Annotated in this window: 25 protein-coding genes and 1 tRNA gene; 6 read left to right on the top strand and 20 right to left on the bottom strand. The window is 38.6% G+C overall.

Annotated features, from left to right (window positions below; genetic code table 11):
* Positions 1 to 21 precede the first annotated feature (21 nt).
* The 13 genes from MTT30_RS08485 to dnaG all read right to left on the bottom strand — a co-directional run bounded on the left by MTT30_RS08485 (position 22) and on the right by dnaG (position 13608).
* Positions 22 to 2472: an aminotransferase gene (locus MTT30_RS08485; protein WP_429801643.1), complete on the bottom strand. Its 2451-nt coding sequence runs from the start codon at positions 2470 to 2472 to the stop codon at positions 22 to 24.
* Positions 2462 to 2824, bottom strand: a complete 363-nt coding sequence (locus MTT30_RS08480; RefSeq protein WP_429801642.1) for a hypothetical protein — start codon at positions 2822 to 2824, stop codon at positions 2462 to 2464. Before MTT30_RS08480 ends, MTT30_RS08485 begins: the two co-directional genes overlap by 11 nt.
* 152 nt (positions 2825 to 2976) lie before the next feature.
* On the bottom strand, positions 2977 to 3522 hold the full coding sequence (locus MTT30_RS08475; RefSeq protein ID WP_429801641.1) for a hypothetical protein: 546 nt from the start codon (positions 3520 to 3522) through the stop codon (positions 2977 to 2979).
* Positions 3500 to 3802, bottom strand: a complete 303-nt coding sequence (locus MTT30_RS08470; protein WP_429801640.1) for a hypothetical protein — start codon at positions 3800 to 3802, stop codon at positions 3500 to 3502. Before MTT30_RS08470 ends, MTT30_RS08475 begins: the two co-directional genes overlap by 23 nt.
* Before the next feature lie 490 nt (positions 3803 to 4292).
* Positions 4293 to 4514, bottom strand: coding sequence for a hypothetical protein (locus MTT30_RS08465; RefSeq protein WP_429801639.1), 222 nt, complete (start codon positions 4512 to 4514; stop codon positions 4293 to 4295).
* A 258-nt stretch (positions 4515 to 4772) separates the two neighbouring features.
* Positions 4773 to 4849: transfer RNA gene (locus tag MTT30_RS08460), tRNA-Met, on the bottom strand.
* 105 nt (positions 4850 to 4954) lie between these two features.
* On the bottom strand, positions 4955 to 5944 hold the full coding sequence (locus MTT30_RS08455) for an argininosuccinate synthase domain-containing protein (RefSeq protein ID WP_429801638.1): 990 nt from the start codon (positions 5942 to 5944) through the stop codon (positions 4955 to 4957).
* Positions 5945 to 6003: 59 nt separating this feature from the next.
* Positions 6004 to 7227 carry a peptidase T gene (pepT, locus tag MTT30_RS08450; RefSeq protein WP_429801637.1) on the bottom strand — a complete coding sequence of 408 codons (1224 nt, stop codon included), beginning with the start codon at positions 7225 to 7227 and terminating at the stop codon, positions 6004 to 6006.
* 11 nt (positions 7228 to 7238) lie between these two features.
* Complete coding sequence (dcuC, locus tag MTT30_RS08445; protein ID WP_149719691.1) at positions 7239 to 8549, bottom strand: C4-dicarboxylate transporter DcuC; 1311 nt, start codon at positions 8547 to 8549, stop codon at positions 7239 to 7241.
* A gap of 14 nt (positions 8550 to 8563) precedes the next feature.
* Positions 8564 to 9262, bottom strand: a complete 699-nt coding sequence (pepE, locus tag MTT30_RS08440; protein WP_429801636.1) for a dipeptidase PepE — start codon at positions 9260 to 9262, stop codon at positions 8564 to 8566.
* Positions 9259 to 10578, bottom strand: coding sequence for an amidohydrolase (locus MTT30_RS08435; protein ID WP_429801635.1), 1320 nt, complete (start codon positions 10576 to 10578; stop codon positions 9259 to 9261). Before MTT30_RS08435 ends, pepE begins: the two co-directional genes overlap by 4 nt.
* Positions 10579 to 10588: 10 nt before the next feature.
* A complete protein-coding gene (locus MTT30_RS08430; protein ID WP_429801634.1) occupies positions 10589 to 11824 on the bottom strand; it encodes a M20 family metallo-hydrolase in 1236 nt (411 codons plus the stop codon).
* Positions 11825 to 11928: 104 nt separating this feature from the next.
* Positions 11929 to 13608: a DNA primase gene (gene dnaG / locus MTT30_RS08425; RefSeq protein WP_429801826.1), complete on the bottom strand. Its 1680-nt coding sequence runs from the start codon at positions 13606 to 13608 to the stop codon at positions 11929 to 11931.
* Positions 13609 to 13663: 55 nt separating this feature from the next.
* Between dnaG and MTT30_RS08420 the strand changes: the two genes are divergently transcribed.
* Genes MTT30_RS08420 through aroC form a run of 4 tightly spaced genes read left to right on the top strand, consistent with a single transcriptional unit; the run spans position 13664 to position 16851 of the window.
* A complete protein-coding gene (locus MTT30_RS08420) occupies positions 13664 to 14695 on the top strand; it encodes a tetratricopeptide repeat protein (RefSeq protein ID WP_232524590.1) in 1032 nt (343 codons plus the stop codon).
* On the top strand, positions 14673 to 15107 hold the full coding sequence (gene rnhA / locus MTT30_RS08415; protein WP_021090299.1) for a ribonuclease HI: 435 nt from the start codon (positions 14673 to 14675) through the stop codon (positions 15105 to 15107). Before MTT30_RS08420 ends, rnhA begins: the two co-directional genes overlap by 23 nt.
* Complete coding sequence (gene rnc / locus MTT30_RS08410) at positions 15104 to 15775, top strand: ribonuclease III (protein ID WP_429801633.1); 672 nt, start codon at positions 15104 to 15106, stop codon at positions 15773 to 15775. Before rnhA ends, rnc begins: the two co-directional genes overlap by 4 nt.
* An 8-nt stretch (positions 15776 to 15783) precedes the next feature.
* Complete coding sequence (gene aroC / locus MTT30_RS08405; RefSeq protein ID WP_429801632.1) at positions 15784 to 16851, top strand: chorismate synthase; 1068 nt, start codon at positions 15784 to 15786, stop codon at positions 16849 to 16851.
* A gap of 77 nt (positions 16852 to 16928) precedes the next feature.
* On the opposite strand, the gene MTT30_RS08400 is transcribed toward aroC, so the two are convergent.
* A complete protein-coding gene (locus MTT30_RS08400) occupies positions 16929 to 17525 on the bottom strand; it encodes an autotransporter domain-containing protein (protein WP_429801631.1) in 597 nt (198 codons plus the stop codon).
* A gap of 262 nt (positions 17526 to 17787) precedes the next feature.
* Here MTT30_RS08400 and MTT30_RS08395 point away from each other — a divergent pair, with 262 nt between their 5' ends.
* Positions 17788 to 19050, top strand: a complete 1263-nt coding sequence (locus MTT30_RS08395) for a DNA repair protein (RefSeq protein ID WP_429801630.1) — start codon at positions 17788 to 17790, stop codon at positions 19048 to 19050.
* Positions 19040 to 19348, top strand: coding sequence for a YolD-like family protein (locus tag MTT30_RS08390; protein WP_429801629.1), 309 nt, complete (start codon positions 19040 to 19042; stop codon positions 19346 to 19348). The genes MTT30_RS08395 and MTT30_RS08390 overlap by 11 nt, the downstream gene beginning before the upstream one ends.
* A 31-nt stretch (positions 19349 to 19379) precedes the next feature.
* Here MTT30_RS08390 and MTT30_RS08385 read toward each other — a convergent pair whose 3' ends face one another.
* The 6 genes from MTT30_RS08385 to MTT30_RS08360 form a co-directional block, all read right to left on the bottom strand.
* Positions 19380 to 21821: a molybdopterin-dependent oxidoreductase gene (locus MTT30_RS08385; protein ID WP_429801628.1), complete on the bottom strand. Its 2442-nt coding sequence runs from the start codon at positions 21819 to 21821 to the stop codon at positions 19380 to 19382.
* Between the two features lie 20 nt (positions 21822 to 21841).
* A complete protein-coding gene (locus tag MTT30_RS08380; protein WP_429801627.1) occupies positions 21842 to 22411 on the bottom strand; it encodes a hypothetical protein in 570 nt (189 codons plus the stop codon).
* A gap of 414 nt (positions 22412 to 22825) precedes the next feature.
* Positions 22826 to 23515, bottom strand: a complete 690-nt coding sequence (locus tag MTT30_RS08375) for a tetratricopeptide repeat protein (RefSeq protein WP_429801626.1) — start codon at positions 23513 to 23515, stop codon at positions 22826 to 22828.
* Between the two features lie 19 nt (positions 23516 to 23534).
* Complete coding sequence (gene proC / locus MTT30_RS08370; protein WP_429801625.1) at positions 23535 to 24194, bottom strand: pyrroline-5-carboxylate reductase; 660 nt, start codon at positions 24192 to 24194, stop codon at positions 23535 to 23537.
* 115 nt (positions 24195 to 24309) lie between these two features.
* The gene (locus tag MTT30_RS08365; RefSeq protein WP_429801624.1) at positions 24310 to 24438 is read right to left on the bottom strand and encodes a hypothetical protein; all 129 of its coding nucleotides are present in this window, start codon (positions 24436 to 24438) and stop codon (positions 24310 to 24312) included.
* Positions 24435 to 24944 carry a hypothetical protein gene (locus MTT30_RS08360; RefSeq protein WP_429801623.1) on the bottom strand — a complete coding sequence of 170 codons (510 nt, stop codon included), beginning with the start codon at positions 24942 to 24944 and terminating at the stop codon, positions 24435 to 24437. The genes MTT30_RS08365 and MTT30_RS08360 overlap by 4 nt, the downstream gene beginning before the upstream one ends.
* Positions 24945 to 25126 lie beyond the last annotated feature (182 nt).

The following is a 25126-nucleotide window of genomic DNA, read 5'->3' as shown; positions in this document are numbered from 1 at the left end:
TCTATAACAGCTTATAATAGCCTACCTTCCCAAACCATCATATTTTGACTTCACATTTTGCTCTATAGTTTTTATCTCACTTGATTGTTGTGTTGATTGCTCCATTCCAAAGTCCTTATCAAGTCCTTGATCGTATAGCTCTTGCTTTGTTATTTTTAGTGAATCAAATGATATATGATCATTTGTTAGATATATCTTATCTGTTTTATAACGCTCCTTTAGTTTATTAAAACCTTGCATATCCTGCCAATCTTTCATATAGGTTTTTATATTATAAATTAGGCCTTGGTAGTTAATTCGAACTATATCTGATAGATATTTTTTAAAGTTTTCTATTCTATTGATAAACACCAAATAGTACCTATTTATATCTAGATGACCATCAATACCTTTTACAAAGCCTTTATATTCATTTTGTGTAATACCTAGCTTTTTAATGAAATCATCATCATAAAATCCAGTTTTTATCTTTCTAGCTGCTTCATAAAATTTATCTCTAATGTAGATATATGGAGTATAGTGTCTATTTTGGTTAAAAGAGTAGACTGTGTTTTCTTCTGGCAGGTATAGGTATCTGCCACTCTTACCAGAAAGTATTTGATGATCTTTATATTTTTTAACCATAGTGCTCTCGTCAAAGCATTCTATTAACTCTTTTATAGGAATCTTTGATGATATAGCTTGGTAGCTTGTTCTTTTAATATGTGAGTTGGTATCTTTTGGTTCATGACCAAGCTCATATCTTCTTAGCTTTTGTAAATTTTCATATATGGCTTTAATATCCATATTATTAATATCTGTTTTTAAGCCAGCCTCTTCAATAGCTCTTGTATTATCAAAAGTTTTTCCTCTAATGCTTACAACCTCAGATCCTGGCACTGGAGTGTAGTGAAATTTACTAGGATGCAAGCTGGAGTTATTTACTATGTTATATAACCCAAGCTCTCTTGTTATCTCTTTTATGTATTCATCATATTCATTTAAGCTTGGAGCATCTGTTGTGGGTATGATGAGTTTAAATTTCTCTAATTTTGTATCCGGTGCTTGATAGGTGGTTGGGTATATGAAGCCTTTTATTCCTTTACTTTGTAGTAAATTTTGAGCATCATTTGCACTAAATTTAGAGTTATCTATATCATATATAAGCGTAGGAGTTATGCCATCAATACTACTAGCTTCTTCACTTTTTTCTTTGAAACTTGCCACTGTTATAGCTGAATAGTTTTTAAGTACAGATTTTAGGTTATATGGCTCTATTTGTATCGTTTTCCAGCTATTTAGCACTTGAGTTTTTGGGTCCTTATTTGGCGCGCTAAAGTCACTGCTTACACTTAATGTTATCTTTGGCTCATTTTTATTAGCTTGAAGTTCTACAAGCATTTGCTCTAGCTCATTAACTACGTGAAATAACGCTCCTTTTCTGCCATTATAGACTATCTTACACATTAGATCAGTTAGATTATAAGTTCCTTTAAACCCATCCACTCTTACTTTATATTTGTCATTTACCATTTCAGGTTTTACGGTGATGTTAAATTTTGCATTGATCATAGGCAAAAATTCTCTTATATCCACTGCATTAAGTTTCTTTGCCCTATCATAGTAGTCTTTTTTGAAACCATCATCTTCTTCTATCATTCTTAATAGATAATCAGCTGTAGAATTTTTAGCATCAGCTAGTAGCTCTTCAACACTTATATTTTGCTCTTTTATATTGGCTTTTGGCTCGATCACCACATCTGTTTCTATCTTCATCTGCGTATCTTTTTCTTTGCCTTTCTTAACCTTTTGTGCTGCACTTTTAAAGCTTTCATATTGCTTTTTTAGTTGGTCTTCATCCATGCTTAAAGGCTCTATATTATTCAAACCATACTTGTTAGATAAGATGTCATTAACTACTCTTTTAAATTTCTCTGCTGATTTAGCCATAATAGCTTTTACTTGTTGCTTGGCTGCACCTTTTGTATATATTACTCCACCAGTTTTTACACTATGAGTAAATTTCATATTTTCAAAAGAGACTATTAGATGAATATGAGGCTCTCTTTTTAGCGGTTCGCCATTTTTATGTTTCTTGTTTAATGTTCTATTTTCTAGCGCCCCTTCTAGGCGAGGAATATATGGCTCTTCTTTTATTATAGGCAGATGAGCTTCAGCATAAAAAAGTAGCTCATCTATGTCGTGATTTGGGAAAGTGAGCCTCAAAAAGTCCATTATAAACTCATCTATATTGCCACTTTCATATAGTCTGCTCCACTCCTCTGAAGTAAATGACAAGGATATGTGATAGTAGTTATATTTTTTACTCTTTTTCTTGCTCTGGTGCTTTTCAGACATCTCGATAAGATCTAAATTTCCAGCCAGTGGCAATCTATCATCTTTTTCATCTCTAGTTAGCTTTGAATCTCTTTTCTTACCAGTTTTTAGATAATCAGCTATGCCTTTTTCTCCCTTTGAGATCTTAACTATCATATCTACTCCTTATTAGGCTTAAAATTTCAGTTAGCACTGATTGAGTTTTGTACAAATCTTCTTGTGTCTGCAGTATCGTTTTTAAATCTATATTGACACTAGTCTTATAAGCTATATTTAGTCTCTTTGCTATTTGATTAATGTTATTAAAAGGTCTAGCAAAATATGTAATGATTGTTGGATATAGCTCTTTCTTTTTTATGGATTCAGAATTTATAGTGCCATTATCTATAAGATAGGAAATGATTTCTGATTTTGATATTTTTAGTTCTCTAGCTATATCAGATAATTTGCTATTTTGCTGAGAAGTGATCCTTATAGAGAGCACCTTATCCTTGATATTTTTTGGCATATGATATCCTTTCATAAAATGTGATAGTGAGAAGAAGCGTTTTAACGCTTCTTATATCTCGCATTGTAGCCCTCGGCAGAGCAAGATTATACAAAGTATGAAAACGAAGTGTCATACATTGTATGTGTCTTGCTATTAGAAAAATTTGCTTACTACTGAACATTGCCGTCACCATTTTTGTTTAGCCATTTAGTAAAATCTTCACTAGCTTTTTGGCTATCTTGGTTGTAGATATGGATAATAAAACCTTTAAGATTAGACACATCATAAAGTGCTTTATCTAGCCTATTTTGTAGTGCAGATTTGTTTTCATTTGTCTTATGGTTATCATAAAACAAGTAGCAAAAAAAGAAGGTCGCTTCTATAAACAAAAAAGCAATTAATGCATATACTATCTTTTTCATCAAGGAGCTAAAAGATGAGTTAATTTCTAATATAGTTTTATCTGCACTTTTTAGAGTTTTTTGAAAATTGTTTTGGACCTCTTTTGTTGCATTTATAAGTTCAGCACCTCCTTGCTCTATTAGCTCTATTTTTTCTTCAAAATCTCCATTAAAACTATCCGCAGTTTTATTAAAAAGCTCAATATTATTTCTAATATTTTCACTAACCTTATTGCCCATTTCAACATGTTTTTGTAGTGCAATTAAGGCATTTGCCGCAACTGCTGTATCACTACTCTTGATTGTTAACGCCATTGCTTAGTTCCTCACTTTCTTTCTTGTCTTCTTTGGACTCTGGAATATGATATGCATGAGAGGATTGATGTGTGTCTTTTGCATCATACTCTTTCCTCCATTTAGAAAACTCCTTATTTGATAGCTTGATGTTAAAACGACCTTCGATTACTAGCCTACACTCTTTGATTGTAGCTTGTTGTGGAAACAAGACTTCAAGGCATACTTGTTTAATCTCCTGTTTTGTTTTATTTTTTCTAATAGCCTTTAAATCATTTAAAATTATTTTTTTATTTGGCATTTTTTCTCCTTTTTGCCATTTAAAAAATCAAGAGACAGTAATAGCCATCTCACCAAATGGACATACCTATAGTGTGCCTTTTATTTTGATATGGTAGTTGTTGATAAGGTTTTTATTTAAGTAGTTTAAAAGTAGAGAACGATTACAATAAGGGTTCTCGCAACTTATCGTAGGGGTTCTCTTTAATTAAATACTTAAATAGAACCTCTACTTTTAATTAGTTTTATTCATGCTGGTTCCTTTTTTAATTAATATATTTTTAAAAATTGTGAGCATTATAATCTTTTTTTTATAGTCGAGTCAATGAATTTGATAGTAAGTAGAATAAAAAAATGATTTTATGTTTTAAAAAGCACGATATATCAAGGGGTTTTTGCTTATAATTGATTGTATAGCATAAAAATACTTATAAATTACTTAATGCTAGTATTTATATGAGGAATCAAAACAAATATCTTAAAATTACCAAATAAAAATTATTGCATCATCATCAATTGCGCACCAAATACTCTCCAAGCAAATTCTCAAATTTTGCCTTTAGATATTCTGGATCTTTTATCTTTATAAATGGCAGCCAGTATTTGACCACGCGCAGGATCTCGTGATGCTTATGTAGCCTATCTCTATTTTGTGTTTTATTGCTAGGAGATATGAATGAATCATAATCATCAAAAATATTTTTTAGCCCATATTCAATAGCTACAAGCGCCATTTCTACTATACATCAATACTCATTTTATTTAAGTCATGATAAAAATTTAACCCAGTAGAGTGACAGATTATATCATAGTAGATGATTCGTTAAAAAATTTTTACTTGTTTTTTAAAATTTTACAAAAAAACGTGTTAAAATTACTGCAAGCTTAAAAATTTGCTACATAAAATTTTATTTTGCTACAAACATTAAGCTATATTTTATGAAAGGTGACTGCAATATAATATTGTAGAAACATCGTAGTTTAGGTATTTATGGTGTCACGGGGGAGACTTGAACTCCCGACCTCCGGCTTATGAGACCAGCGCTCTAACCAGCTGAGCTACCGTGACACTTTAAAATAAGTTTCGGATTATATAATTTTTAAACTTATTTGTAGATAAAAACCATCTTTATCTACAAACACAAAGTAAAAGCACCAAGAATCGATAAAATATCTATTTTACGAAATAATTTTGAGCTAGAGATTTATCCTCAGGTGTGATGCTAAATTTCTCGCCAGCAATGCTAACCTCAAATTCATTTTCTTTGCTTGCTTTTGTATAAGCAATTGCGAGCCTTGCAGCTAACTCTTTATCAGCTTTACTAGCATTTTTACTTATAAAACTAACAGCTCCCACGATGTCATCGCTCTCTTTAAATTTTACCTGATCAAATTTATCGTTTGGATGTGCTAAAAGTGCGTTATTATCGCTCTCGTCACGTCCTATTATCATTTTAGCACCATCTGGCAAGCGCAGATGCCTACCAAGCTTTAGCCACGTTACATCGATATCTCGCATCTCTTTATCAAAATTTAGATAATCCTTTATCTTCACAGCAAAGCTCTCGATCGTTAGCAAACATCCGCCCCCAGGCGTTGCAAAGTCATCAAAGCCAAATTCCTTTGCCAAAGCAAGCTGCGGCTTTCTATCACGCCCACTTATGCCAAGTAGCTTCTCTCTATCGACCCAGCCCTCACGCTCAGGCTTTGTTGGCGGTAGAAGCTTGGCGCACATCGGACGAAGCACTAGATCGTCCTCATCATCAGCTAGACGTTTAACCTGGAAAAGTGCATCTCTGCGCTGGCTCATCGGCCTTTGTCCCACTACTTCACCTGTGATTATAAAATTTGCATTTTCGCTTTTTAGCATATTAAGAGCTGTTTTAAACATATATCCATGGCAGTCAATACATGGGTTAAACTGTTTGCCGTAACCGTATTTTGGGTTAAAAAGCACATCACGAAGATATTCATTTCGTAGATCAACGACCTTTAAGCTTGCCCCAGCCATAGCCGCACGCTTTCTTAATATCTCGTGCTTTTTCTCATCCGCACCAAATCCAGTATCCATATAAAGTGCGACTACTTCAATGTTTTGATCGCTTATTAATTTCATTGAGAGCATGCTATCAAGCCCTCCGCTAAATAAAGCTAAAGCCTTCATTTTTATCCTGAAAGTAAAATTTAAAGCCTAAATTTACTAAATCTAGGCTTTTATGAAGTTTATTTAGCAGCGTTAATTACGATTTTTTTGATGACTTCGCTCGCGGCTTTTAGACTGCTAACTGGCAAATACTCGAAGACGGAGTGAAAGTTATTTGCCCCTGTGAATAAATTTAGCGTTGGCACACCTTTTGCAGATATCACAGCGCCGTCATATCCACCACGCATAGGCTTTATATTTGGCGTGATATTTAGCTCACTAAAGGCATCTTTTGCTAATTTTATAGGCAGTGAGTTTTCATCTTTTAAAAATTTAAAGACATTTTCATAGCGTGTTTTTAGCGTGATTTCGCAACGCTCTCCATAAATTTTGTTAAAAGAATTTGCCATATCGCTTAAAAACTCAAGCCTTTTTTGAAATTTCGCCTCGTCAAATTCTCTTATGTCGATCTTGAGCGTCGTTTTTGCGCTGTTTCCGCTAAGCTCTTTTACCCAAAAATAGCCCTCTTTGCCCTCGGTGCACTCTGGCACTTCGCCGCCTGGCAAAAGCGAGATAAATTTATGCGCAAGAAGTAGCGAATTTACAAGCTTGCCCTTTGCATTCATCGGATGGGCCGAAACGCCTTTAAAGACCATCGTGCAGTCAGCCGCATTCCAGTTTTCATATATTAGCTCGCCTATCTCACAGCAGTCTAAGCAGTAACCAAAATCAGCTCCAAGCAAATTTACATCAAGTGCTTTTGCGCCAAGCAAGCCCTGCTCCTCATCAGGCACGAAGCAGATCACGATCTTGCCGTGCTTTACATCAGGATTTTGCATAAAGTAGCTAGCCATATTTACGATGCTAGCAATCGCAGCCTTATCATCAGCTCCAAGCAAGCTAGTGCCGTCAGTCACGACTATCTCATCGCCAACGTATTTTTTAAGCTCTGGATTGTCGCTAAATTTTAGATAAATTCTCTGCTCTTCGTTTAAGCAAATGTCGCCACCTGTGTATTTTACGATTTTAGCTTTGGTATCATTTTTTTGCTCACTACTTGTATCTAAGTGCCCAAAAAAGGCGATACTTGGAGCATTTTCGCAGTTTGCAGGAATTTTTGCTATCAAGATAGCATTGTCTTGCAAAATGATATCTTTTATGCCTAGCGAGCCAAGCTCTTCTTTTAAAAACTTAGCCAGCTCATACTCGGTTGGGTTAGAAGGCATGACACCTTTTAACCCATTTTCTTTATTTGTTGTGGTGTTAAATTTTGTGTAGTTTAAAAATCTCTCTACGATATCCATTTTTCATCCTTTTAGATGACAAAAAATGCAATCGCTACAACAGAGACAAACATCCCTAAAAATGTTCTTTTAGCGATTTCAACTGGACTAACCATCGCAATGCCTGCACAAACGATAGCAGCACCGGCAATCGGGGAAGCCGATCTACCTAAAGCACCAGCAATAGCTGCTGCCATACCAAGCTTATCTTGTTCAAAGCCAAGTGCAGCGGCGTTTGTTGTGACGGCTTCATTAAATGCAAATGTAGCAGCGTCGCCTGAACCTGTAACTATACCCATGATAAATGGCACAAATGTTCCGCCAAATTTAACGTAACTTTGATCTGTTTTTAGCCATGCGATGACCACATCAACGGCTCCACATGCCTTTAAACCAGCGACAAAAACACCAGCTGCGATGATGATGCCCATAACATCAGCATAAGCGTGGCCCATTCCGTTAAAAAATTCTTTTGTGATCTTTTGCGGATTTGTAAGCGTAGCAAAAATAGCTATGATAGCACCTAGTATCATCGCCTCAGCAACGCCCATCTTTGTCCATGCAAGAAAGCTATAATCTTTTGCAAGGCTTGTTCCGCCAATAACCAAGATAACAAGTGGAACTAGAGGCATAATAGCGTAGATGAAATTTACTTTAAATAGCGGTTTCTCTTCGCTAGCAGTACTACTTTCAAGAGTGAAATTTGTATTTTTTTGATAGTCTTTAAGCAGTATCGCAACAACAACTAACGCGATCACTACGATAACAAGAGCAGTAAATGCACTTGGAATTTGTACTTTTATGACATCTTGAACTGTGTAGCCTTCAACCGTCTTTTTAACAAGGTCAGCCACATAGACGTTGTGAGCCGATCCTGGGCTTAAAACTCCACCAAATGTCCCTGCAAAAACAGCAGCACCAGCCATAGCTGGGCGGATACCTGAAGCCATAAGAAGTGGTATAAGTGTCGCACCAACAGCGGCGGAGCATCCTGCAGCTGAAGGGATAGCGATATTTATAAAATAAGTTAGCACGGTTGTTGCGGGGATCAAGATAAAGCCTACATTTTTAAGTGGCTTTGTAAGAAGCGCAACAAGGTGTTTATCACACATTGTGTATTTCATAACAAATGCAAAACCCATACTAGCACAAATCGCTTTTATAAGCCCTGCTTTAGTCATATAGTCAGTAAAAGCGCTTAGTGCCCCCATTGGTTTTAGTGCGATTATACAAAGCACCAAACCAACACCTATTAGCACCGTTCTTGTCTCTTTTTTTAAGACAAGAAGTGCTACAACAGCTGCGATGCCAAGAATGGCAGCAATTAGCTTAAATGTTTCCATACCTCTCTCCTTGCTTAGATTTTAAATTTAGTTCCAACTTCTATTTTTTCTATCTCTTTTTGATACTCAAATTTTAAAATTTCACTGTGTCCTATGGCCTGGGCCTCGCTACCCTCTATGAGCAAAGCCGTGCCTTCAGGCAAAGCGTAGATAGTCTCTTTTGGATTAGCTATTAAAAATTCCTCCAATCTCTCCTCCCTGCTCTCGCCGTTATGGCCTGCTAGCTTGCCACTTATGAAGTGCGGATTTATCTGATGAGGAAAGATATTTAGACTATCAAATGACTTTGGCATAATGATAGGCATATCATTTGTCGTCATCATCGTCTTGCCAGCTATGTTTGCGCCAGCTGACCAGCCAAAATACTTTGCGCCATTTGCCACAGCTTCTTTTATAGGCTCGACTAAATTTAGCTTATAAAGCATGTAAAGCAGCATAAAGGTATTTCCTCCGCCAACTGCGATGCTTCTAGCATTTTTGATAGCTGAAATTTTATCCTCGTAGTGATGGATTGATTTTATATTGCTATTTTTTAATCTATCAATTACTTTTTGCTCATACTCGTCATTTGTTCGCCTAACTCCAGCGTAAGGGATAAATAAAATTTCTTCCTTGCCACATTCACCTAAAAATTCCTTAACCCAGTTTTTGCAGTGCCTTAAATAGCCAGTATCTTGATAGCTTGAAGCACTGATTAGTAAAGCATTTTTCATTTTTTTACTCCATTTAATTTGTAAGCAGATCTTAGATAGACATCAACCCCAGCCACCAAACACTCCTCATCAAAGTCGAATTTACAGTTGTGATGGCCTGCTTTTAAATTTGTGCCGATCATCATATATCCGCTCTTTGCGCCCCTATCTTGCAAAGCTCTCATAAAATGAGCAAAATCTTCACAAGCACCAAAATCAAGCTCTTTTACGATATTGTCATCATCTATAAATGGACTTTGCTTTGCAGCTTCATAGAAAATTTCAGTTACTTCTTTGTCGCTATCGGCTCCGTTTGTACCGCCAGTTTTTACGACTTTACTCTCTACGCCATAAATTTCACTCACACCTTTAACGATATCCATGCATCTTTCATACATAAAATCATTTAAATTTGTGTCTTCGCCTCTTGTTTCGCAAGCTAGATAGCCGTTTGGTGCTATGACGTTTCTGCCTTCACCTGCTTTTAAAACGCCTACGTTTATCCTAGTCACGCCTTTTGCATGTCTTGTGATGCCATGCATGCTTAACGCCATTTGAGATGCAGCTAAAAGTGCATTTGCGCCATCTTGTGGTGCACCTGCTGCGTGAGCTGAACGACCAGTGATATGTACGTCAAATTTTGAAGTTGCAAGTAGTTTATTTGTCCCACAGATGATGCCTCTATTGGTTTTTGCTTGAAAGCCGATGTGACCGCCTAATAGATACTCTATGCCATCAAGCACACCAGCAGCTTCCATAGCCACAGCTCCTCTTGTACCTTCTTCTGCTGTTTGGAAGATAAATTTAAATTTGCCGTTAAACTCATCTAAATTTTCAGCTATAAGTTTTGCCACACCAAGGCCTATTGACATGTGACCATCATGCCCGCAAGCATGCGTGATACCAGCGATATCTGAGCCAAAACCCTCTTTATAAGGTCTATGAGTAAGCTCGTCGCTCTCTGTCACATCAACACTATCAATGTCAAATCTAAATGCTGTAAATTTACCAGGCCTTTTCGTATCTATAAAGGCAGTTAGGCCAGTTAGGCCATCTTTCATATAAGGAAGATATTTTGCCTCTTCAGGACTTAGGAGTTTTTTGGCTCTTTCTATTGCTTTTTCGCATTGCTCTTTTGAGCCAAGGCCAAGTCTTGCATCAGCTTTAACGACTTTGTCACCAAGGCTTATTTCATAACCAAGATCACTAAGCCTCTTGGCTAGCACAGCGGTTGTAAAAAATGTAAACCAGCCAGTCTCAGGATGTGAGTGAAAATACCTGCGATCTTTAATAAGCTCATCTTTTAAAGAAAGAGCCAAATTTGCTATCTTATCCATAGGTTTCTCCTTATTCATTTGATAGTTTAATTAGTGCATTTGTTAAAATTTGTGTAGCTTTGAAAGCATCATCAAAATTTATAGCCTCTGCTATATTGTGACTTATGCCACCAACGCAAGGTATAAAAAGCATGCCAACGCTACTTGCAAGTTTTGTTAGATTCATCGCATCGTGTCCAGCTCCGCTTGGCAAAGTAAGCGTTTTTATGCCAAGTTTAGCAGCCTCTTCGCTTAGTAAATTTATAGCATGCTCACTAAGTTTTACTGGCTCATCACTACTTAATTCTCTTATCTCATAACTAAAATTTAGCTCACCGCTTAGCTCTTTTATAAAATTTCTAAGCTCTAAATTTAGCTCTTCTAAGCTCGCTTTGTCTATATCTCTTAGATCAACTCCAAGCCTCGCCTCACCTGGCACGACGTTTAAAACGCCTGGTTTTGCATGAGCGTAGCCAACGGTTGCTACAGCCGTTTTTTTGTTTTTAGCAAATTTATTTGCAGCGATTATTATGTGTGAAGCAGCGAGTAGGGCGTCATTTCGCATATTCATCGGAGTTGCACCGCTGTGATCTGCCTTACCATGAATAATAATCTCAAATCTAATAGGAGCAGCAATACCGCTTACTATACCAACGCTTATATCACTTCGCTCAAGCACTGGACCTTGTTCAATGTGAAGTTCTAAATATGAATGAAGTGAGTGTTCTTTTAAAATAGAATCATTTAAATTTTGTGGCTCAAGTCCAAATTTACTCATCGCCTCAAAGAGCGAGATACCATCTTCATCTTTTAGCTCATGAAGCCTTTGCAAACCAAGTTTGCCGCTTATTATTTTACTTCCGATAGTTGCTGTCTTAAACCGACTTGACTCTTCGCAGCAAAAGTTAATCAGCCAAAGCGGACGCTTTAGTTTAATGCCAGCTTCTTTTATCGAGGTTAATGCTTCAAGTCCAGCCATAACGCCAAGCGTACCATCATAAAAGCCGCCATTTGGCACGCTATCTATGTGAGAGCCTACGCAAGCTGGCTTCTCACCTTGATCACAGCCATCATCATAGACGGCAAAGATATTGCCAACATTGTCAATTTTAAGTTTAAAGCCATTTTCTTCTATTAAATTTATAAGAAAATTTCTAGCTTCCAAGTCTTCTTTGCTAAATGCAAGCCTTGTTAGCCCTCCACCTTTTAATGCTCCAAATCTGCTTATAGCATTAAAATTCGCCTCAAATCTTTTAAAATTTATCATAATAAATCCTTAAAAATAAAACTAATCTTAAAAACATTTATTACTTTGAACATTTTACATTTAGTTTTATGATTTAAAGCTGAATAAGTGTTAAATTTTGAAATCTAATTTTTTTGTAGCTTGTTATGTAAGCCTTTAATGATCTCTGAAATTTTTTGCATTATTTCGATTTTATTTGGTTTTTGTGATTTTCTAGTATCTTCGCGAAACTTCTCATAGTATTTTAGTTTTAGCTTTAAAATGGCCTCTTTAAGGCTATCTTCACTAGAAGCTATATTTGAGCTCTCATCAACATAAATTTCTCTAACAAGCACCGCATTATCTTCAATATTTGGCAATAAAACAGCCTGAAAATAATCTTTATGGTGCAAGAAGAATTTCTCCTCAAGCTCGTTTAAAACGATAGCTTCGTAATTTTTATTTGCTAGCATGCTCTTTAAAACACTAAATTCTAAAATATCAGTTTTATCTTTTTTTTGAGCCGTTTGCTTATTTGTTGTTGCAGCATTTGTAAAATTTTGATCTTGTCTATTTATATATCTTTGCCCATGAAGGCTAAAAGTATTTAGCTCTATTTTGAGCAAATTTGCGACTAACGACTCATAACTTTTTGCGATTATTGGCTTTAGAGAATTTGTAAATTCCACTATCTCTTCTAAACACTTTTGCTTTTGTACTGGGCGTGATATGTCGTATTTCTTGGCAATTTGCTCGATGTAAAACTCTCCAAGTTCAGTACCAGAACCAAACATCTCTTTTAGCTCGTCGCTTCTACCTGCAAAAACCATATCTGCAGGGTCTGCACCATCTTTTATGATAACAACACTTCCGTCTATCTCGTTTTGAACCAAAAGGCGAGATGATTTTATAGCTGCACCTATACCAGCTCCATCACCATCAAAACAAAGAACTACACTTATCTCTCCTCTTTTTAAAAGTGGTAAGTGATTAGTTGTAAGTGCGGTTCCAAGTACGGCAACAGCGTTTGTAAAGCCTGCAAAATGAAGCATGATGACATCTAAATAACCCTCTGTGATGATGATCTGCTTCTTTTCAAAGATGCTTTGCCTAGCTAAGTGGTAGCCGTAAAGTAGCTTTGACTTGTCAAAAACTATGCTTTGAGGAGAATTTACATATTTTGCAGGATGATCCGAGATCGTTCTACCACCAAAGCCAACTAATTTTGCCGTATGTGCATATATGGGAAATGTAATACGCTCGATAAAACTAGCATAAATTCCCTTCTCATTTTGCTTTACGATACCGACCTCAAGTGCCTCTTTTGGCTCGATATTTTCATTTTGTAAAAGCCTAATAGTACTAGCACTATCCCCAGCCCAACCAAGCTCAAATTTCTCGATCATCGCATCATTTATGCCACGTGAATATATATACCTCACAGCGGCTTCATGCTTGAAAAATTCGCTCCTATAAAAGGCATTTACCTTTTCTAAAATGTGCTTATTTTCTTTTTGTGTTGGAAGTTTATCGCTTGTGTATTCAAGGCTAAAATTTACAAGGCTAGCTATTCTCTCGATAGCTTCTGGATAGGTAAGCTTCTCATAATCCATTACAAATTTAATCGCATCTCCGCCAGCCTTACAAGCAAAACAGTGAAAAATTTGCCTGCTTTGACTTATGCTCATACTAGGATTTTTGTCGTCATGAAATGGGCAGACGCATTTGTAGTTTGCTCCCATTTTTTTGACTGGCACAAAGTGCTCTATAATGTCAACGATATCGATTTGATTTTTAAGCTTTTCAATGGATTTTGGATCTATCATAAGCAAAATTATACAACTGCTTTGTTATAATTAAAGTAAAATCTTATTACAAAGTATGAGCGTGGATATTTTTTTCATTGGGCATAGAGATCCGATATTTAGCCTTATTATTTTATTTAGCATTATATTGATGATAGCCGCGCTAAGCTATGCCTGGGGTATCTTTTCAAGCAAAGATGAGAAAAAACGCATTGAAAAATTTATAAGAAAATTTGACAGCAAAGATGGCATAAGCGACGAGCATAAGCAGATGCTACAAAGTCCGGAGATAGACGCTCAAAGCCTTTGTATGCTAGGGCAAACTTTCGCCAAAAATGGCGACTTTGAAAAGTCTATTAGCATCTATCTGATCGCCCTTGGCAAAGCTAGAGACAAAAATGAGAAAGAATTTATCCTAAACGAGCTTGGAGAGGTCTATTTTAAGGCTGGCTTTTTAAAAAAGGCTAGTGAGGTTTTTGAAAAGGCACTCGAGCTAAGTCCTAGAAATGTCATCGCACTTCGTTTTCTGACAATGATAGATGAGAAGCTCAAAAACTACAAAGAAGCACTTTATGCACTAAATTCGCTTGAAGAGCTTGGAGTAAATGTAAAAGATCAAAAAGCTTATATAAAGGCTATCAGCACGCTTGATGATAGAAATTTAAGCTTTAATGAAAAGATAGAAGTTCTCTCTCGTCTTAGCCAAAATTTTGAGCTTTTAAAACGCATGATCTTGGTGCTTTTTATAAGACACAATGAAAATTTAGAAAATTTAAAAGATTTTGCTCGTTTTGAAGATGTGATCGATCTGCTTTACAACCTAAAAACGCCTATAAATTTAAGCGATCCAAAGTACAAATCACTCTTTTACGCAAAGGGCGATATAGATGAGCCATGTGAAATTTATGGCTTTGAGCTAAACGTCATCAAAAAACTAAAAGACGCTAAATTTGACGCGGCTGGGCTAAGCTTTAACTACGTTTGCAAGAGCTGCAAAAACTCATTTCCTATGCATTTTTACCGATGTCCAGTCTGCCACGAGTTAGGAAGTGTTAAAATTTTATCCCACATCACAGAAAAACCAAGTGAAGATAGTAACACTTTTTAGTGACGGCTCGTGCCTTGGAAACCCTGGAGCTGGTGGCTGGGCGTATATATTGAGATTTAACGAAGCGCAGAAAAAAGCAAGTGGCGGCGAGGCATATACGACAAATAATCAAATGGAGTTAAAAGCTGCGATAATGGGATTAAAAGCACTAAAAGAGCCTTGTGAGGTGAGGCTATTTACCGATAGTTCATACGTGGTAAATAGCATAAATGAGTGGCTTTCTAACTGGCAAAAGAGAAATTTTAAAAATGTAAAAAATGTCGAGCTTTGGCAGGAGTATTTAGAAATTTCAAAGCCTCACAAAGTCGTGGCAAGCTGGGTTAAGGGGCACGCTGGACACCCTGAAAACGAGGAATGCGACCAGATGGCAAGAGATGAGGCATTAAAAATAAAAGATGAGAATGAAAGATGAAAATTTTAGAAGAATTTGAAAAGAATCTTGGATATAAATTTAAAAAAACTGCACTTTTAGAAGAGGCGCTAACACACAAGAGCACAAAGCAGGCTCTAAATAACGAAAGGCTCGAGTTTTTGGGCGATGCGGTGATGGATCTGCTCGTGGCTGAGTATCTTTTTAAAAAATTTAGCAAGATCGCAGAGGGCGATATGAGTAAGCTAAGAGCCGCACTTGTAAATGAAAAAAGCTTTGCAAATATGGCAAGGCATCTAAAAATGGGTAAATTTTTAAGGCTAAGCACGGCTGAAGAGAACAATGGCGGTCGTGAGAAAGATAGCATTTTAAGCGACGCATTTGAGGCAGTGATGGGCGCTATCTACCTTGAGGCTGGACTTGATAAGGTGCGAGAAATTTCGATCGCTCTGCTTGAACTTTGCTATCCACAGATCGACTTTGCACACCTCGAAAAGGACTACAAAACCGCTCTTCAAGAGGTCACTCAGGCCAGTCTTGGTGTCATACCAACATACGAGCTCATCGGCACGTCAGGCCCTGATCATAAGAAAGAATTTGAGATAGCACTGCTGCTAAATGGCGAGGAAATTTCAAGAGCCATTGGCAACTCTAAAAAGCAAGCCCAACAGCTAGCTGCAAAAATCGCACTAGAAAAAATCAAAAAATAGGAACAAGCTTGAATACATTTGGCAAAAAACTAACCTTAACAACCTTTGGCGAGAGCCACGGGGTGGCGATCGGTGGCGTGATAGATGGACTTCCAGCTGGGCTAAAGATCGATACAGATTTTATCCAAAGTGAGCTTGACAAGCGTCGCCCTGGACAAAGCAACTTTACAACCGCAAGAGATGAAGCCGATAAGATAGAAATTTTTAGTGGCGTCTTTGATGGCATGAGCACCGGCGCGCCGATAGGCTTTGCCATTTTTAACAACAACCAAAAGTCAAACGACTATGAAAATTTACGTGAAATTTTCCGTCCTGGTCATGCTGATTTTACATATTTCAAAAAATATGGCTTTAGAGATCACAGAGGCGGCGGACGCTCAAGCGCAAGAGAAACGGCCGTTAGAGTAGCTGGTGGGGCTTTTGCGCAGCTGCTTTTAAATGAGTTTAATATAGAAATTTTAAGTGGAGTGCTTGGTATAGGCAAAATTTTTAGCGACAAAATAGACTTTAACTTTGCTAAAAATTCTCAAATTTACGCACTTGGTAACGAAGAAGCGATGAAAGAAGTGGTAAATAAAGCTAGAAATGATCACGATAGTGTCGGTGCAGTTGTTTTAAGCGTAGTTAAAAATGCTCCAGCTGGTCTTGGAGAGCCACTTTATGATAAGCTTGATAGTGCCTTGGCGGCGGCTTTAATGGGTATAAATGGTGTAAAAGCCGTCGAGATAGGCGCTGGTATAAAAGCAAGCGAGACATTTGGGTCGGTAAATAACGATGAGATGGACGAGCTTGGCTTTTTAAGCAACAACGCAGGAGGCATACTTGGCGGTATAAGTAGTGGCGAAGATATCATACTAAAGAGCCATTTCAAGCCTACACCCTCGATATTTAAAGAGCAAAAGACACTAAATTTAGCTGGCGAAGTGGTAGATTTTGAGCTAAGAGGCAGGCATGATCCTTGTATAGGCATACGAGGAAGCGTCGTTGCAACCGCGATGATAAGGCTAGTTATCGCCGATATGTTACTACTAAATACTAGCACAAAGCTTGAAAATTTAAAGAAAATTTACGGCTAAAATCTATAAAATAAGTAAATTTAGTGGCCAAAAAGCCACTAAATTTTTAGAACCTATAAGCAAACTGAAGTTTTGCGCTACTTTGATCTTTTTTGCCAAAAGATTGTGCTATGCCAAAAATTTATGAGTGTTGCATAAGTTGGTGTATATCTTAGACCGACCTCAACCTCTGAGCTTGTGCCTTTTTGAGTTAGGCTGATCTCCTCGTCTTCTTGGATCACTGCTATTTTTGACTTGGTGTTAAATTTATACTCAGCACTAATTTTTCCATAAGGATTAAATTTACCAGCATCATAGGCTATCTTTGAGTAAATTTTAGCTCTGCTTGATGTAACGCTGCTAAATTTTAATGTGCTTTGTCCGATATCTGCCTCATCGCTACCGACATAAGAGAGTGTGTAGTTTAGCCCACTATCAAGCATAAAACTATCAAATTTTATCTTTTTGCCTACGCCAAAGCTAGCATTGTAATATGGCATTGAGATTTTATAATCCACATCTTTCGCATCAACCTTAGTTTGACTCCTACCAGCTTTTGCCATGAGATCGATATAAAAATCACGTGGTAAATTTAGTCTTGAAAAAATACCAAATCCATAGTTTCTAACTCTGCCATCTATTTTGGCATCTTCGTTGCTGTTATCAAATGTTGGTATAGCAAAAGCCCCAAGCATATACTCGCCATTTTTATTTTTACTTTGCTAAAATTTACATCACTTCTATCTGTTAAATCAATATAAACACCTGATTGTCTACTTTTTTTGATAGTAGAACCAATTATATTAACTTCGTTGTGCATTGCATTTACCCTAGCTCCACTAGTAAAATTTATCCATTTTACTTATTTTGTTTCTAAAAAATTTTTATTAGAAATTTTAGCCTTAAGATCGATTTTTCAAAAACGAACTTTTACTAATTTTCATCTATAATCACCCAATGAAAAACGAAGCACAAAAATTTTATGCCGTCATTGATCTAAAGTCCTTTTACGCCTCAGTTGAGTGCGTAGAGCGAGGGCTTGATCCGTTTAAAGCCGATCTAGTCGTGGCTGACGATAGTCGTGGCAATGGAAGTGTTTGCCTAGCCGTTAGCCCAGCTCTTAGAGCCAAAGGTGTGAAAAATAGATGCAGGCTTTTTGAAATACCAAAGGCTATAAAATTTATCATCGCACCACCTAGAATGCAGTTTTACATCGACTATGCGGCTAAGATTTATGAGATATATCTAAAATACGTCTCAAAAGATGATATCTATGTCTATTCTATCGATGAGGCCTTTATCGATCTTACTTCTTATGTTAAATTTTATAATACCGATGCAAAATCCATAGCCAAAAAGATAATGGATGAAATTTTAAAAACTACTGGCGTGACGGCCACCTGTGGTATGGGCACAAATTTATACCTTGCAAAAATCGCCCTTGATATCCTGGCTAAGCACAGTGATGATGGGATTGCATTTTTAGACGAGCAACTTTATAAAGAGCGTCTTTGGACGCATCAACCGCTAGATGACTTTTGGCGTATCGGTAAGCAAACTAGGCTAAAGCTGGAAAAACATGGAATTTTTTGTATGAAAGATATAGCAAATGCTCCGCGAAGCTTGCTTGAGAAATTTTTTGGAGTTGATGCCTATATAATGATAGATCACGCAAATGGCATAGAGCCAACGACAATAGCTGACATAAAAGCATATAAACCAAGCACAAAATCCTACTTTAGCTCTGAAATTTTACCAAGAGACTACGAGCGTTGCGAGGCGGTAGTCGTACTAAAAGAGATGGCTGATAGGCTAGCGCTTAGGATGATAAACAAAGAAGTAATGGCAAGTGGAATAACGATAAATATAAAATTTGCCGACAAACTCGAGCCACTACAACGCGCGAGCGTTCGGTTTAAGACACCAACAAATGTCTCAAGCGTACTAATGAATTCAGCCGAAGAGTTACTCTTAAATAAGATAAAAAATGTTGGGCTGATTAGGCAAATTAGCATCAGTGCAAATGACGTAGCAAAAGAAAGCCTAGCTCACTCTAGTCTTTTTGAGGATGACACTAAAGAAAAGGCTGTTTTAAAGTCCCTAAATCTCATAAAAGAAAAATTTGGTAAAAACTCGGTTTTAAGAGCGATCGATCTACTACCAGAAGCCACTGGGCAAGACCGAAATAAAAAGATCGGAGGGCACAAAAGTGGCGAGTAAAGATAGAGCAAAAATTTTTAGCTCGTTTAATCCCCTATCAACCTTAGAGCGAGCCTTGCGACAAAAAGAGCGAGAAAAATGCGAAAAACTAGAGCTTGATGAGAGCAAGGTCGATGAAATTTTTAAAAAGATAAGCGAGCTAAGGCCAGCTGATGAAGTATATGTGAGCTATCATGACGGCTATACCTATGCAAGTGCTAGTGGACTAATCTCTGACGTAAATTTCAAAAATAAAACTCTTATGGTTGTAAAAACTAGGATCAAATTTGAAGATATAAATGACCTAAAAATAATTTAGCCCCCAAACGAGGGCTAAATTTATATAAATTCTACAAAGATTGTAAAATTTTTGGTTTAGAAAATGCGGTGATCGGCTTGATCTCGCCTTTATATTTTTCAAGATCAGCTAGTATCGTATGTCCGCAGTTACTTTGAGCGATGCTAGATGTGCCTTTGTCGCGTGTTAGGACATTTATGCAACCGTGCTTGCAAAGGCTTCTTTCACCAAGCACTTCAGGGTCGTACCATGCACCCTCGCAAATAGCGATGACACGCTCTGGGATGATATCAGTGACAAGCGCTCCTACTAAAATTTCGCCCCTGTCGTTAAAGACTCTCACTACATCACCAGTTGCGATGCCTTTTTTCTTAGCGTCATTTATGTTTATTAGCATCGGCTCTCTTGCGCTCACTTCAGCGTAGTTTCTGATTATTGAGTTATTTAGCTGAGAGTGCAAGCGGTATCTTGAGTGTGGGGTTGTGATGCTAAATGGATATTTCTTAGCTTTTTCACTACCAAGCCACTCAAACGGCTCGATCCAAGCAAAGTGTGGAGCAAAGTCTTTGTAGCCAAATTTAGCAATAGTTGGAGAGTATATCTCTATCTTGCCAGATGGCGTACCAAGGCGATTTTTATGTGGATTTTCTCTAAATGCACTAAGTCTTGTGTAGTATTTTGTCTCTTCATTGTCTTTGTCAAATTTGACATAGCCCTCTTTCCAAAACTCATCAAAGTTTGGCATTTTGAGATCTAGTGCCTTAGCTTGTTCCACCGCGTCTGCGTAAAATTCTTTCGCCCAGCCAAGCTCATCTTTGCCCTCAGTAAAGACCTCTTCTCTGCCCCAGCGTTTGCAAATTTGTGAGCATATCCAATAGTCACTTCTGCTTTCGCCCATTGGCTCAACCACTGGCTTGTATGCCACGATATATTCGCTTGATGGGACACTTTGGTTAATGTCATTTCTCTCTACCTCAAGTGCCACTGGTAAGACGATGTCGCTTAGTTTAGCTGTGCTTGTCCAGTATGGCTCAGCTGTGATAACAGTATCAAATTTACGCCACGCTTTAACGGCATTATTTACATCCTGGTGTCTTGTAAACATCGAACCAGAGGCCATATAAGCTACTCTCATATGTGGAAGTTTGATCTTAGAGCCATCATAATCTATCTCTTTGCCAGGATTTTGCAAGGCTTCTATTGATCTTGAAGATGGGATGGTTACGTTTTTAAATTTCTTCCACGGAGCACCATCTACGTTTTCATATTTCTCGCTTATCCTAGTACTGATACCTTTTAGAGCGGGTGCTATCTTATCAGTGCTGCCGTTTCCGTAGTAGAGGTTAAACTCAAATCCAAGACCCTCTTTACCGATGTGGCCAAGCATCGCACTAAGAGTTACAATACCCCAAAAGCCCATCTCGCCGTGATCTTGTCTTTGAAGTGATCTGCCAGCGATGATAGTGCTTGGCTCTTTTGCAAGCACTGTTGCAAATTTAGCTATATCTTCAGCTTTTACACCACAAATTTTACTAGCCCAGTTTATATCTTTTACCACTTTGTCGGTTGTGCCAAGTAGGTAGTCTTTAAATTTATTAAAACCAACTGTGTATTTTTTGATAAATTCCTCGTCATAGAGTTTGTTTTCATAAAGATAGTGGCACATGCCAAGCATCATTGCTACGTCAGTGTTTGGACGAACGATGATAGTTTTAGAGTCAAGGTATCTTGTGGTGTCATTTTTAAAGACACATACACTATAGGTTTTAATGCCTGCCTCTTTTATCTTTTTGATGCCAAGATAGCCATCATGTGTTGGTGGCTGCCATGAAATTTGACCAGTTACAAGCGGGTCAGTACCCCAAAATACAATGTTCTTAGCATTTTTAACCATAGCTTCCCATTTTGTAGGAGCGTCATAAACCGCACTATTTCCAAGGACGTGAGGCATGATGACAAGACCAGCTCCAGTTGAGTAGTCGCCGCTCTCTTCGACGTATCCGCCAAGCACTTTTAGCATCCTGTGACCAACGGTCCTACCCCAGCTGATCTTACCGCTGCCACCCCACCAGTAGCATTCGCCGTAGATGCTCTCAGGGCCATATTTGTCAAAATTTTCTTTTAAGGCTTTTGCAGCAAGGTCAAGTGCTGTATCCCAGCTAACACGTACAAATTCTTCTTTGCCACGAAGCTCACTTTTTGCTGCGCCTTTTGCCTTTAAGTAGCTTTTTCTTACGTACGGATAGAGTACGCGACTTTCATTTTGGATGAGATCTGGCAAGCTATTATTCATTGTATTTGGAAATTTATCGCCCTCAAATGGATCAACGGAGACGATTTGATTTGAGTTGGTATTTGCCCAAAATAGACCAAATCTATTTGCTCCAAAAGTTTTGTTTTGGTCAAAAATAGTTTTTGTCACGCCCTCTATCTTGTTTGCCTGCGCTGCAGTGGCTGCAAGTGCAGAAAATTTTATGAAATCTCGTCTTTTCATATTTTCTCCCTTATGAAAATTTATTTTACTTTTTTGGCATTGTGTTGTAAGTATTTGAGCACTAAATTTAGGTCAGTTTCATCTAGTGCTACAAATTTCGCATCGACCATTCCAGCTAAATTTGCTGGCCACTGAGCCGCTGTAAAGCTATTTGGCTCATGAAGTCTATGACACGCAGAGCAGGTCTCTTCATAAATTTGTTGTGCTTTTACGTAAAGCTTTTTTGTGTCGCCACCAAGCGCGTCATTTGGCACTTCATAAACACCCTCTGCTTGGTACCATACTTCGCCATACTCATCTTCAATATCTTTTACTTTTTTAAAATTTGTCCCACTTTCATCATTAAAAGTAATAAAAACTTCCGGATTTTCTATGCTTCTTTGAAGCTGGGCTAAATAGTTCGTTGAAACCACACCATTAACCTTTATCTTGCTTGTCTTTTCACCTTTTTCTATAACCTCAACTGGCGTTAAAACTTCGATCTTTCCAATCATCTTGCCATCTAGCGTTATATTGGCATCTTTTGCGATGACATCGGCACTAAAAGCAAGACTACATGCTAAGACAGGGGCTAAAAATAGCATTTTCATGTTGCAATCCTTAAAAATAAAATTTAAAAAAATTTTATAACCTAATAACTTAAAATTACATTGTTATATTTAGATTTATTTAAGAAAATTAATATTTGCTTTTGTTAAAAATAAGGTTTAGTAGAAAATTTATAAATGAGTTTTGTTGATTGTCTTAATGATTAAAAGTATAAGCAAACACAAGCTTTGTAAAAATTTTACTTTTGGATATAGTGAAGTAAAAATTTAACCTTACTTCACTAACTACTATAAAAAAGTATGGCAGAGCTTTTATAAACTTAAACTAGCAAACTTCTTGCAGAATTCAAAAATATGCTAAAAGTTACTACTCTAAATTACTAGCTATGTTAAGACTTTATAGAGTTTTATCATTTTATCATTTTAAAATTTTTGTCAAAACGCCTTATTATCAATCTAACAGCTTTGCTTATCGCCTAGCTCGCACGCTTTTTTTCGCATTTGCTTTGCCTTTTTCGCGTCTTTTTTTACTTGCTCGTATCTGTTTTCGTTGAAATTTCCCTCATACAGCCACGCCGCCCTCTCGCAGCCGCCTACGTAGCCTAGCTTACACGAGCGCTCGTAATACTCCATCATCTCGCCTATATCGCCTCCCGTTCGCTCTATCATCCAGCCCACGTTGTAGCATCCGGGAGCGTATTTTTTGTTGCATAGAGTATTGTTTATCGCAAACGACTGCACCTCGTCGCCCAGCTCTTCTTGCATGAAATTAGCTAGCGCCAAGCAACCGGGCAAATACTCGTAAAGGACGCAGCTAGCCTTGTAATACGCGCTAATCTTGGTCTCGCGCTCGCTCTTATCTGCGGCTTTTACTAGGTTGTTTTTATAAAGTTCGCCTAGATAAAAGCAGCCCTCGCCGTCTCCTTTGGCGCAAGCTAGGCTAAATAGCCCCTCCGCCGCGCCGTAGTCTTGCTTTAAGTTTGCCGCTACCATACCCGCCTGTACGCACTCTTTGGTAGAGTTTAGGTCGGGATTTTTGCATTTTTTGACCTTTTCTAGCGTATCTGCGGCTAGCAATGGCGAAAGGTCCGGCTCGCTAGCGAATAAATTTAACGTCGCAAGTAGCGCAAATAATAAATTTTTCATTTTTATCCTTTAAATTTACCTAACCCCTCGCTTTGGCGATGCAAGCGGCGACGGCCTGCATCAAAGCGCCGCGAAATCCGCCGTTTTCAAGCGCGGCAAGTCCCTCGATCGTGGTTCCCGCCGGCGAGCAGACCTCGTCTTTTAGCGCGGCCGGGTGCTTGCCGCTTTGGATCAGACGCGCCGTTCCTTCCACGGCCGCACAGACAGTATCGTAGCAAAGCTGCCTAGGCAGTCCGCCCCGCACGCCGGCATCAGCCGCAGCCTCGATAAAGGCGCACGCATACGCGGGCAGGCTTCCCGCGATGCCTGTAAATGCGGCAAACTCGGCCTCGTCTATCTCGTAAATTTTACCGATTTTTGCGATTATCTCGCGCACGGTCTCTTTCTTGGGCTCGCTAAATCCCGCGTCAAAGCAAAGAGCCGTAGCCGACGCGCCGATGCAAGCGGCGATATTTGGCATCGCGCGAGCGATATAAACGCCCTCGCCTACGATTTGCCTAGTGCGCTTTATGTCAAAACTCGGCGCCAAAAGAAGCAAAATTTTGCCCGCAAGCTCGGGCGCGATCAGGCGCAAGATAGCCTCGTAGCTAGCGGGTTTAGTAGCCAGCACGACCGCGTCCGCTTCGCGCGCTAGATCCGCTTCGCTCGCTGCTATTTTTACGCTAAATCTTTGCCGCAAAGCCTCGTTTTTACTTCTGGCATAGGCTAGGATTTCAAATTTTGCCTCTTTTTCGCATTCGCGTTGACTCGCGTTTTTATCCGTTTGCGCTAAATTTTCCGTCCCGCGAGCCTCGCTACCGCCGCTGGATTTTCGCTCGTCCTCGGCCGAGCTTCGCCCCGCCGGGTTGCGCGCGCCAAAGCGCCTCTATCATCGCGCCGCCCATATTTCCGCCGCCGATGAAGCCTATTTTTACGTTTTTCATTTCGCCGTCTTTTTTAGAGTGCCGATTTTGACCGCTTTGCCCGCGATCGCCGTATTTACCGCCGCACTATCCGCCCAGATCGCGCCCGTAACCTGCCCAGGCGTCAAGGTATAAACGCCGCCCGTTTGCGCCTCGTCGCTCGCCTTAAACTCGTTGCCCACGACCAGCTCATAAACGACGTTCGTGTCGTTTTCAAATTTGATCGCCGCTTTTAGCGTCGGCTCCATTTTCTGTTTAGCTGCGCCCGCGTACTGCTCGAGTATGTTTTTGCTAAGCTTGCCGTAGACGTCGCCGTCTTGGCTTAGATATATCCGCACGGCGCGCTTATCCGAGTTTTTGCCGCCTTTTTCGCCCTTGCCGGCGCTAACGCTCATCTCATAGGCGGTTTCTCCCGTCGGGAAGTCCTTAAATTTAGCGTCCGGAGCGAAAACCCGCACGTTATCCGTTACCGTTTTCGTAACGTGCGTCTGCGGAGTTATACCCGTTAGCACGATCGTTGATTTCACGTCTGCGCCTTTGTCCGAAACAAGCGCGGAGATCGGCACGCGAGTAAGCAGCGTAGTCTCGTAGCAGCCGCTAAAAATAAACGCTGCGGCGAGAGCGAAGATAAATTTTAGTTTTTTCATCTGTTTCCTTTAAATTTTCGCCGATTCTAGCATAAACTAAGCATTTTTGTATTGATTATATT

Origin of the sequence: Campylobacter concisus (assembly GCF_050447445.1) — a bacterium.
GTDB lineage: Bacteria > Campylobacterota > Campylobacteria > Campylobacterales > Campylobacteraceae > Campylobacter_A > Campylobacter_A concisus_BI.
Note: the sequence above shows the minus strand (reverse complement) of the source record. Positions and strands in the feature narration are given on the sequence as shown.

What these genes read in the sequence shown, in the direction of transcription:
- MTT30_RS08485 (WP_429801643.1), bottom strand. Translation starts at nt 2,472, where the DNA reads ATGATAGTTAAGATCTCAAAGGGAGAAAAAGGCATAGCTGATTATCTA.
- MTT30_RS08480 (WP_429801642.1), bottom strand. Translation starts at nt 2,824, where the DNA reads ATGCCAAAAAATATCAAGGATAAGGTGCTCTCTATAAGGATCACTTCT.
- MTT30_RS08475 (WP_429801641.1), bottom strand. Translation starts at nt 3,522, where the DNA reads ATGGCGTTAACAATCAAGAGTAGTGATACAGCAGTTGCGGCAAATGCC.
- MTT30_RS08470 (WP_429801640.1), bottom strand. Translation starts at nt 3,802, where the DNA reads ATGCCAAATAAAAAAATAATTTTAAATGATTTAAAGGCTATTAGAAAA.
- MTT30_RS08465 (WP_429801639.1), bottom strand. Translation starts at nt 4,514, where the DNA reads ATGGCGCTTGTAGCTATTGAATATGGGCTAAAAAATATTTTTGATGAT.
- MTT30_RS08455 (WP_429801638.1), bottom strand. Translation starts at nt 5,944, where the DNA reads ATGAAGGCTTTAGCTTTATTTAGCGGAGGGCTTGATAGCATGCTCTCA.
- pepT (WP_429801637.1), bottom strand. Translation starts at nt 7,227, where the DNA reads ATGGATATCGTAGAGAGATTTTTAAACTACACAAAATTTAACACCACA.
- dcuC (WP_149719691.1), bottom strand. Translation starts at nt 8,549, where the DNA reads ATGGAAACATTTAAGCTAATTGCTGCCATTCTTGGCATCGCAGCTGTT.
- pepE (WP_429801636.1), bottom strand. Translation starts at nt 9,262, where the DNA reads ATGAAAAATGCTTTACTAATCAGTGCTTCAAGCTATCAAGATACTGGC.
- MTT30_RS08435 (WP_429801635.1), bottom strand. Translation starts at nt 10,578, where the DNA reads ATGGATAAGATAGCAAATTTGGCTCTTTCTTTAAAAGATGAGCTTATT.
- MTT30_RS08430 (WP_429801634.1), bottom strand. Translation starts at nt 11,824, where the DNA reads ATGATAAATTTTAAAAGATTTGAGGCGAATTTTAATGCTATAAGCAGA.
- dnaG (WP_429801826.1), bottom strand. Translation starts at nt 13,608, where the DNA reads ATGATAGATCCAAAATCCATTGAAAAGCTTAAAAATCAAATCGATATC.
- MTT30_RS08420 (WP_232524590.1), top strand. Translation starts at nt 13,664, where the DNA reads ATGAGCGTGGATATTTTTTTCATTGGGCATAGAGATCCGATATTTAGC.
- rnc (WP_429801633.1), top strand. Translation starts at nt 15,104, where the DNA reads ATGAAAATTTTAGAAGAATTTGAAAAGAATCTTGGATATAAATTTAAA.
- MTT30_RS08400 (WP_429801631.1), bottom strand. Translation starts at nt 17,525, where the DNA reads ATGCTTGGGGCTTTTGCTATACCAACATTTGATAACAGCAACGAAGAT.
- MTT30_RS08395 (WP_429801630.1), top strand. Translation starts at nt 17,788, where the DNA reads ATGAAAAACGAAGCACAAAAATTTTATGCCGTCATTGATCTAAAGTCC.
- MTT30_RS08385 (WP_429801628.1), bottom strand. Translation starts at nt 21,821, where the DNA reads ATGAAAAGACGAGATTTCATAAAATTTTCTGCACTTGCAGCCACTGCA.
- MTT30_RS08380 (WP_429801627.1), bottom strand. Translation starts at nt 22,411, where the DNA reads ATGAAAATGCTATTTTTAGCCCCTGTCTTAGCATGTAGTCTTGCTTTT.
- MTT30_RS08375 (WP_429801626.1), bottom strand. Translation starts at nt 23,515, where the DNA reads ATGAAAAATTTATTATTTGCGCTACTTGCGACGTTAAATTTATTCGCT.
- MTT30_RS08365 (WP_429801624.1), bottom strand. Translation starts at nt 24,438, where the DNA reads ATGAAAAACGTAAAAATAGGCTTCATCGGCGGCGGAAATATGGGCGGC.